Annotated in this window: 8 protein-coding genes; all 8 read left to right on the forward strand. The window is 37.4% G+C overall.

Features of this window, described 5'->3' with window-relative positions:
* Positions 1-376 precede the first annotated feature (376 nt).
* Positions 377-1,537: a PstS family phosphate ABC transporter substrate-binding protein gene (locus B371_RS0103175; RefSeq protein ID WP_019412870.1), complete on the forward strand. Its 1,161-nt coding sequence runs from the start codon at positions 377-379 to the stop codon at positions 1,535-1,537.
* A 141-nt stretch (positions 1,538-1,678) separates the two neighbouring features.
* Positions 1,679-1,879 carry a YwbE family protein gene (locus tag B371_RS0103180; protein ID WP_019412871.1) on the forward strand — a complete coding sequence of 67 codons (201 nt, stop codon included), beginning with the start codon at positions 1,679-1,681 and terminating at the stop codon, positions 1,877-1,879.
* Between the two features lie 24 nt (positions 1,880-1,903).
* Positions 1,904-2,302, forward strand: coding sequence for a nucleoside 2-deoxyribosyltransferase (locus tag B371_RS0103185; RefSeq protein WP_019412872.1), 399 nt, complete (start codon positions 1,904-1,906; stop codon positions 2,300-2,302).
* 52 nt (positions 2,303-2,354) lie between these two features.
* The gene (locus tag B371_RS0103190; RefSeq protein WP_019412873.1) at positions 2,355-3,041 is read left to right on the forward strand and encodes a peptidase E; all 687 of its coding nucleotides are present in this window, start codon (positions 2,355-2,357) and stop codon (positions 3,039-3,041) included.
* 49 nt (positions 3,042-3,090) lie between these two features.
* Positions 3,091-3,711, forward strand: a complete 621-nt coding sequence (locus tag B371_RS0103195; protein ID WP_026022957.1) for an FMN-binding negative transcriptional regulator — start codon at positions 3,091-3,093, stop codon at positions 3,709-3,711.
* A gap of 11 nt (positions 3,712-3,722) precedes the next feature.
* A complete protein-coding gene (locus tag B371_RS0103200; protein ID WP_019412875.1) occupies positions 3,723-4,226 on the forward strand; it encodes a GNAT family N-acetyltransferase in 504 nt (167 codons plus the stop codon).
* A 109-nt stretch (positions 4,227-4,335) separates the two neighbouring features.
* On the forward strand, positions 4,336-4,953 hold the full coding sequence (locus B371_RS0103205; protein WP_019412876.1) for an NUDIX domain-containing protein: 618 nt from the start codon (positions 4,336-4,338) through the stop codon (positions 4,951-4,953).
* Positions 4,954-5,357: 404 nt separating this feature from the next.
* Positions 5,358-7,025: a hypothetical protein gene (locus B371_RS0103210; protein WP_019412877.1), complete on the forward strand. Its 1,668-nt coding sequence runs from the start codon at positions 5,358-5,360 to the stop codon at positions 7,023-7,025.
* Positions 7,026-8,164 lie beyond the last annotated feature (1,139 nt).

Below are 8,164 nucleotides of genomic sequence, written 5' to 3' on the forward strand. Positions count from 1 at the left end.
AATCTCCTCGGGCCAACAGGATGTTGGTCACGAAGACATTGCCACACGACGTGGCGTTCTTAGCCTTCGTTCCTTAGTGTTCCTGCGGGGCTTTCAGCTCGTGCTGTTCCCACTGGAGTCGCCGCCTTGCGCTACAATCAAACGATACCTGTCTAAAATAAACGGATAACAATTAAGTGTTCATGTTTATTATCAAATTGAGGAGTTATGAAATTGACTCACTTAGTTAACTTTTTAAAAGAACCTGTACTTCGACAATTAAGTTTGTCAGAGTACAGGTTTTTTATTATTGGTATAATAATAGTATTATTTCCACTATCTGTATTATATTTAGTATACTTGGATAGCAAGTGAGCAAATATTAGGGGGATTTCAAATGAAGTATTCTACCAATTTTAAAGTCATAATGAGTATTTGTATTTTCTTGGGTATAGGATTTTTAACAGGTTTCCTATTATTGATTACCCTTTTGAATGGAGATGGAGAATATGTTCCATTTATTGTGGTAAGTAGCATGACGGTTTATTTGCTGATTGTTTATTCGGTTTTTGGTTTGTTTAAAATAGTAAAATCTAAAAATGGTTTTATTATTAGTGTGGGTACTTTGTGGTTGATTGCTGGTGGGAATTTTGCTTTTTATATGTATCACGAAAATATGGATAGTGTGAGTGCTGAAGTGGATTTAGAACAATATGAACCGAATAAAGATGGAACGAAAGTAGTAACATTAGAAAAACAAGCATCTCTACAATTGCCTAAAGAGAATTTACTTCGTCTGGATGGGGCCACGGCATTATATCCTCTATATTCATCTTTTGTACAAGCAACTTATCCTAAACAAGAGTACAAACTTTACGATTCGGTGATCAAGTCCACCAAATCAGATCAAGCTTTTAAGAATCTAATCATCGGGAATACCGATATTATATTTGTTGCCTCCTTATCTGAAGCTCAACTAAAGTATGCAGAAAATAAAGGGGTCAAGTTAGATATGACTCCAATAGGGCGCGAAGCATTTGTATTCTTTGTACATTCTAATAATTCAATAGAAGGTTTATCAAGTAATCAAATTAGAGAAATTTATTCCGGGAAAATTACAAACTGGAAAGAAGTTGGAGGGCAGGACGATGTGATACGTGCTTTTCAACGTCCTGCTGATAGCGGGAGTCAAACTGCTATTGAAAGATTTATGGGAACTCAAACATTAATGGAAGCACCCACACAAGATATTGAATTGGGTATGGGAGGAGTCATTAACCAGGTTGCCGAATATAAGAATTACAGGAATGCGCTCGGGTATACATTCCGTTTCTATTCAACGGGAATGGTGAGAAACGATAATATTCGATTATTTAAAGTTGACGGTGTCTATCCCGATATAAAGTCCAATCGTTCTGAGACTTATCCCATAACAGCTGAATTTTATGCGATTACAGCAGGAACAACCAATCCACATGCACAAGCTTTTATCAATTGGATTTTGTCTGAAGAAGGGCAAGAGTTGATAGAGAAAACCGGTTATGTACCGATTGAATAATATCCTCATAATTTTGAAAGATTAATAAGATTAATAAGATTAATAAACAGAAAGAGTTTGCTATAATGCAGAGCTTGGAATTGTCAAAGCGTTAACTCTTTTTTATGATAAAATATATAACAAATGGAAGGGTGAATAAACATGGCTAGTGGTCAAATTCGTGCAGATGTAAAACCCGGATTAAAAGTAAATATTGTTCTAAAGAAAGACCAACGCACGGGTGTTAAAACGACAGGTATTGTTAAGGATTTACTGACGAATTCGGCAAAACACCCTCACGGCATTAAGGTGCGTTTAGAAGATGGTCAAGTCGGTCGAGTATGTGAAATCTTAACTTCTTGAGCGGTTAATAAAGGTGGAAAAGAAATGAATTTTTATGTTGCATCAAGTTTTAAAAACAAAAAACTCGTTAGAGAGGTGTCTCTTCAACTCAAGCAACTTGGATGGCACCATACATACGATTGGACACAAAACGAACGGGCTAATTCACTTGAGGCTCTACAAAAAATAGGCATTCTAGAAAAACAAGCAGTAGCTGCATCAGATATTGTCGTGGTGATTTTACCTGGAGGAAAAGGGAGTCATATAGAACTTGGACTCGCCATAGCTTGGCGGAAAAAGACGTTCCTCTATGCCCCGAACCGTGATGCTATGGATATGGACACTACAAGTACGTTCTATCATTTACCAGAAGTATGGATTTGCGATGAATCAATTGAAGAGTTAATTACGACAATACGCGACAGTACTACGAATTCGAATTAAAGTGAGCTCAATTTCCTTATGTCAAAAATACGTGTAGCTAGGGGATGATAGAATGAGACAAATTATTGCTTTAGGCGGTGGCGGTTTTTCTATGGAACCTGAAAATCTTCTATTGGACCGGTATATTTTAAAACAATGCAAGAAAAGGAAACCCAAAATTTGTTTTATTGGTACTGCTAGTGGTGATGCAGAGGGATATATTGAACAATTCTATAAATCCTTCAGATTGGAAAGTTGTGAACCAACTCATCTATCTTTATTTAAACCACATACCCGAAATATAAAGGAATTTATCATGAAGCAAGATATTATTTATGTGGGTGGAGGCAATACCAAAAACTTAATGGTTCTTTGGCGGGACTGGGAACTCGATGTAGCCATTCGACAAGCATATGACCAAGGTACGATTCTTGCTGGTTTGAGTGCGGGATCTCTTTGTTGGTTTGAAGAAGGCGTGACGGATTCGTATGGTTCTGGACTTGAACCAATTTCTTGTATGGGCATCCTTAGAGGAAGTCATTGTCCTCATTATGATGGGGAAGAAGCTCGGAGACCTGCTTATCAAGCGTTAATTCAAGAGGGGATTATCGTAAGCGGCTATGCAGCGGATGATGGCGTGGGTCTTCACTTTATTGATGAAGAATTGCACAGTATTGTTAGCTCTCGTCCCAAGGCACATGGTTATCGAGTAGATAAAGAAAAAGAAACTCAATTATCCACCAAATATTTAGGGTTATAACAGAAGAATAAAGTTATTCTCTAAGCATAAGAGAGAGTAGGTACTTACTATATACATCCCACCTTACTTTAAATTACAGAACCTGGAAGAAATGCATGAGATAATCACGACGTACGGATTTGCTACTCTTACATCAATCCACCAAGGATCATTAACGGCGACACATCTTCCCTTACTGTTAAATGAGGATAGGACGGAACTGATTGGTCATTTTGCTAAAGGGAATCGACAATGGGTAGACATAGAAGGCCAAGAAGTCTTGGTTGTGTTTCATGGACCTCATTGTTACATTTCACCGTCTTGGTATGAGACTCAAACAAACGTTCCAACATGGAATTATTTGACGGTGCATGTGAACGGTACGGTTCAACTCATGAAGGATGAAGATCCAAGACTATGGCAGTCAATGCTGAATTTAACGGAAAAATACGAAGATACGACGAGTATATATGAATTAAATAATGTGGATCCAGGGTATATTTCTTCCTTATCCAAAGGAGTTGTAGGTTTTACCATCTCAATCGATAGAATAGAAGGAAAAGCGAAGTTAAGTCAAAACCATCCGAAAGAGCGTGTGGAGCGGGTGATATCTGCACTTACAAAACTCGATAAATCAAATGAACAATCTATTGCGAAATGGATGGAAAAGAAATCACTCCCTAAAGAATAGAGGATTAGTAAATGGAAATTCGTAAACTAACTGGTGATGATGCCGAAGTTTATTGGGAGCTAAGGCTCGAAGCTTTGCAACAAAATCCGGGAGCTTTTGCTACGACGTATGAGGATGCCATTGTTAGAACAGAACCACTGAAACGAGTAGCAAAAAATCTAGATGCAGAAGAAAGTTCATCACTTGGAGCATTTATAGATAACGAATTAATAGGCGTGATGACAATTGCAAAAGAAGGAGCACCAAAGCTTCGTCACCGTGTCAATTTGTTTGCTGTTTATGTGACGCCTAGAGTACGCGGTAGAAAAGTGGGAACAGCACTTTTGCAAGCAGTAATTGAATATGCGAAACAATTGACACATGTAGAAAAGATTAATTTAACAGTAGTTTCAACCAATGAACAGGCTATAAGATTATATGAAAAAGTAGGTTTTAAAGCATTCGGTTTAGAGCATCATGCGATGAAAATGCATGGTACCTATGTAGATGAAGTTTACATGAGTTTAGAGTGGTAGGTGTGTAATGAAGTTGAACAGGCAGGTCAACTACTATAGCTCAAAATGAAGACTTAGAACAATAATTCACTATTACAAGAACAAATTAAATCAAACGTGGTGATGTAAAATGGAACAGGAATCTCTATCAATATTCGATGAAAATCATCAAAAAACTGGGAAGAATACGAGAGCATTTATTCATCAACATGGTCTTTGGCATGAGACATTTCATTGTTGGTTTGTACATAATAAAAATGGTGTGCCTTATCTTTATTTTCAACAAAGAAGTGAAGTGAAAAAAGACTTTCCAAACCTTTTCGACATTACAGCAGCTGGTCACATACTCGCTACCGAAACGGTTAATGATGGAATACGTGAAGTGAAAGAGGAAATTGGTGTTAATCTTAACAAGGAAGATCTCCAATCCGTTGGCATTATTAAAGATAGCATTTTGCAAGAAGGATTTATAGATAATGAATTTGCTCATACATTTATATATATATTTGAAAACGAAAATTTAACCTTTCATTTACAGAAAGAAGAAGTCAGCGGAATCTTTTCAGCACCCCTTTTAGAAGTGATAAAACTATACGACAAAACAATTGATCAAATTTCCTTAAAGTGTGTCACTTCTAATAATAGTGACTTTAATGAAGTAGATGTCACACTCCAAGATTTTGTTCCACACGGCTTTGGTTATATGAACCAAGTTTTAAATGCAATACGACAAAGAATAGACATTTGAAGTTAATTATAAACATTGGGGTCATAAGGAAATCTGATTTAGGCGTAAAATAAGCTAATCACACTATTTATAGATGTGATTAGCTTATTTAGTTATTTGTATGGGTAACAGCCACATTTTGAATACTTTTTTGGGAAGATAGGTTGAATGAGAATAAAACATGTGTAAACTGGAATAAACTAGTGCCATATTTTTTTCATTTAGTTGATCTAGGACATAGTAAAATAAAACATGACACATGACACATGACACATGACACATGACACATGACATTCTATAAAAGTGATTTTCAATGGTTTCTTAAGTTAGTAGTCACTTTTCATGTTACCAGATAGGTTTCATTGAAACTTTTAGCGACTTCAACCGTATTAAACAGTAGTACATCTAAGAAATGAGGAATTCACATGGGATTAACTTTCCTTACTAGCATCGGGGTAGCGGTCGTTGTAGCATTATTAATCATGCCACTTACACTACCGAAAGAAAAACGCAAAGGGATTATTCCTATAGTTTTTGGGACATCAATTGTTTTAGCAATTGTCGTTTTTGCCTTCTATTATGCAACGAATATAGATCGAAACTTAACAGCGCTTTGGCCACTCGCTATTTTAGCTACAGGGATTGGAGCAGCTGTAACAACAGGTAAAGAAAAAATGGGTAAAAGCATTTTATTCTTAAGTGCAATCGCCTTTGGTGTTTACATGTTAAGTGCTGGATTATTTAATGCAGATGACAAATTGGAATTGGCACAGATGGACAAAAAAGTTGAAATTGAAGCATTTGATGAAACTCAAACACCTGCCAGTGTACCTCCACAATTTGTGCAAAATAAAATGAAAAAAGCATTTGGCCAAGTACCAAATACCAGTTATTACGAATTAGGAAATTTACAAATTCAAAAAGTGGACGATGCTTATGTGTATATCGCTCCTGTTGAATTCTCTGGATTCTTCAAGTGGATGAACGGGGATACAACACCCGGTTATTTCACGATGAGTGCAACTGACTCTTCAGATAACCCGAAATTCGTCGCTGCCGAAATGAAATATACGCCATCATCATTCTTCCAAAAAAATGTATTACGTCATTTACGTCTAGAATTGCCAGAGGCGATCTTTTACGGAAATATGCAACTTGAAATTGATGATGAAGGTATGCCGCATTATATCCGATCATTAGGGAAGTTTGTATCAGCCAGAAACGGTTTTGAAGTTACAGGGGTAGCTGTAGTTAACCCACAATCCGGTGATATCAAAACGTATGAACTAAATGAAGTGCCAGCTTTTATAGACGGGGCTGTTTCACCAGAAGTAGTGAGCTTACAAAATAGTTACTTTGGAAACTATGTGCACGGATATTGGAATAGTAAATTTGGTAAGAAAGACGTCAGATTGCCTTCTGATGAAGGAACTGAAGCAAATGTCAGCCCGATATTTAACGAGAACGGCGACATGTTGTACTTTACCGACTTCACCAGTCCAAAAGAAGGTGTCGATTCAATGCTAGGGTATTCCTTGACGGATGCAAGAACGGGCGAATCCACATATTTCTCAGGAAATATGGAAGAATCTTATATGGATTCACAAGGAGCAATTCAAATTATTGAAAAGAAATTTATTGAGAAAAGATGGTCAGGTGAAATGCCCATCCTTTATAACTTTTTCGGAGAGGCAAGTTGGTTAACGGCTGTATTAGATGCTAATGGATTCTTGCAAAACTACTTTATTGTCTCTGCGGCAAACCCTGAAATTTCGACTTTTGCAAACACTCCAAACGAAGCATTGAAGTTATACAAAACAGCATTGCAACGCGGTGGTAGTAGTGTAGAGGGAAGCTCAAATGCGAAAGAAGCTAGAACAAGTGGAACGGTAGAACGTGTCTATAAAGAACGTATTAGTGAATCTACTCTCGTATCATTCATGCTAGCCGACGGTACCAATTATTTGGTGTCCACACAAGTGACACCTTTAGCGATTTATTTAGAAGTAGGAGATACAGTCAATGTAACCTATTTAAATACAGGTGAATTATTTTTACCGGTTAAAGAATTATCGATAACAGGAATAAAATAAATACCAATATAGCGGGAACGATAATACATCTATATACACAGAGAAATCACTAGATTTGAATAGAAGGTTATTTTATTTCCGGTTACAGAGCAATAGGACTGCTGACTAAAGCGAACCGGAGACAGGAGTATATAAATTTAGTGAGCCATTATCCAGTATTCCCGGTATTTTATAGGTTCTAGTATGGTACCGTTGATTTGCGCTCCAGGCGGACGCTTTCCACGGGGCGGGCGGCGAGCCTCCTCGGTCGCTTTCGCTCCACTGCGGGGTCTCACCTGTCCCGCTAATCCCGTAGGAGTCGCCGCCTTCCGCTTCAATCAAGTAAATGTTTTTGAAATGAATAAAGAAGAAATTACAACGTAAAAAGAAGGGAGTGCAGAAAGTCACTGGTACTTTAAATAATGGAAATTGCAGTGGTTTGCATAATGAACACTGAAATTCTGGTAATTTGAGTAAGTATTTCTCTTTTTAGAAATAGTGTAGAAAAAGTATTCCTGTTAGCTTTGTATCGCTCACGATTTAAAATAAATGTAACTAAAAATAGAATTCGTGGATAAATTCACACTAGTTTATTGAAGCGCAGGTGGCGGCGACTTCTACAGGAAAAGCAATGAGCTGAAGGCCCCGCAGGAACACAATGGAACGAAGGCTAAGAACGCCACGTCGTGTGGCAACGTCTTCGTGACCAACATCCTGTTGGCCCGAGGAGACTAAAGTCATGCCCGCGAAAAGCGTCCACAGTAGCGGAAATAAACGGGTTTCTATGGTTACCCTTCTTCAAAGGACCGGGCGAACTTTGCCCGGTTTTTCTTACAAAATAAGAAAGTATATAAAATTGATATACCAAGAACTCAGTGTTCATGTTGTTTTTAGAATATGGAGACTAACATGATAAAACGGTATTTCTTTGTTGTTACTCTCGTTAATTCAATTAATATTAAGTGGAGATTTCCTTATTTAGAATGCAAGTTTCCTCTCAGTCAAAGTGATATTTGTTAATTAATATACTCTTGTTTTGTAACATTAGGGTTGTACATAAAAAATCATTCTACTGTTGATTTTAAAAGAAGAATGATTGTAGTGGAAGGTGGCGACTCCAGCGGAAAAAGCGAGACAGACGAGACCCCGCAGGAGCTTGC

The organism is Paenisporosarcina sp. TG20 (assembly GCF_000286315.1).
Lineage (GTDB): Bacteria > Bacillota > Bacilli > Bacillales_A > Planococcaceae > Paenisporosarcina.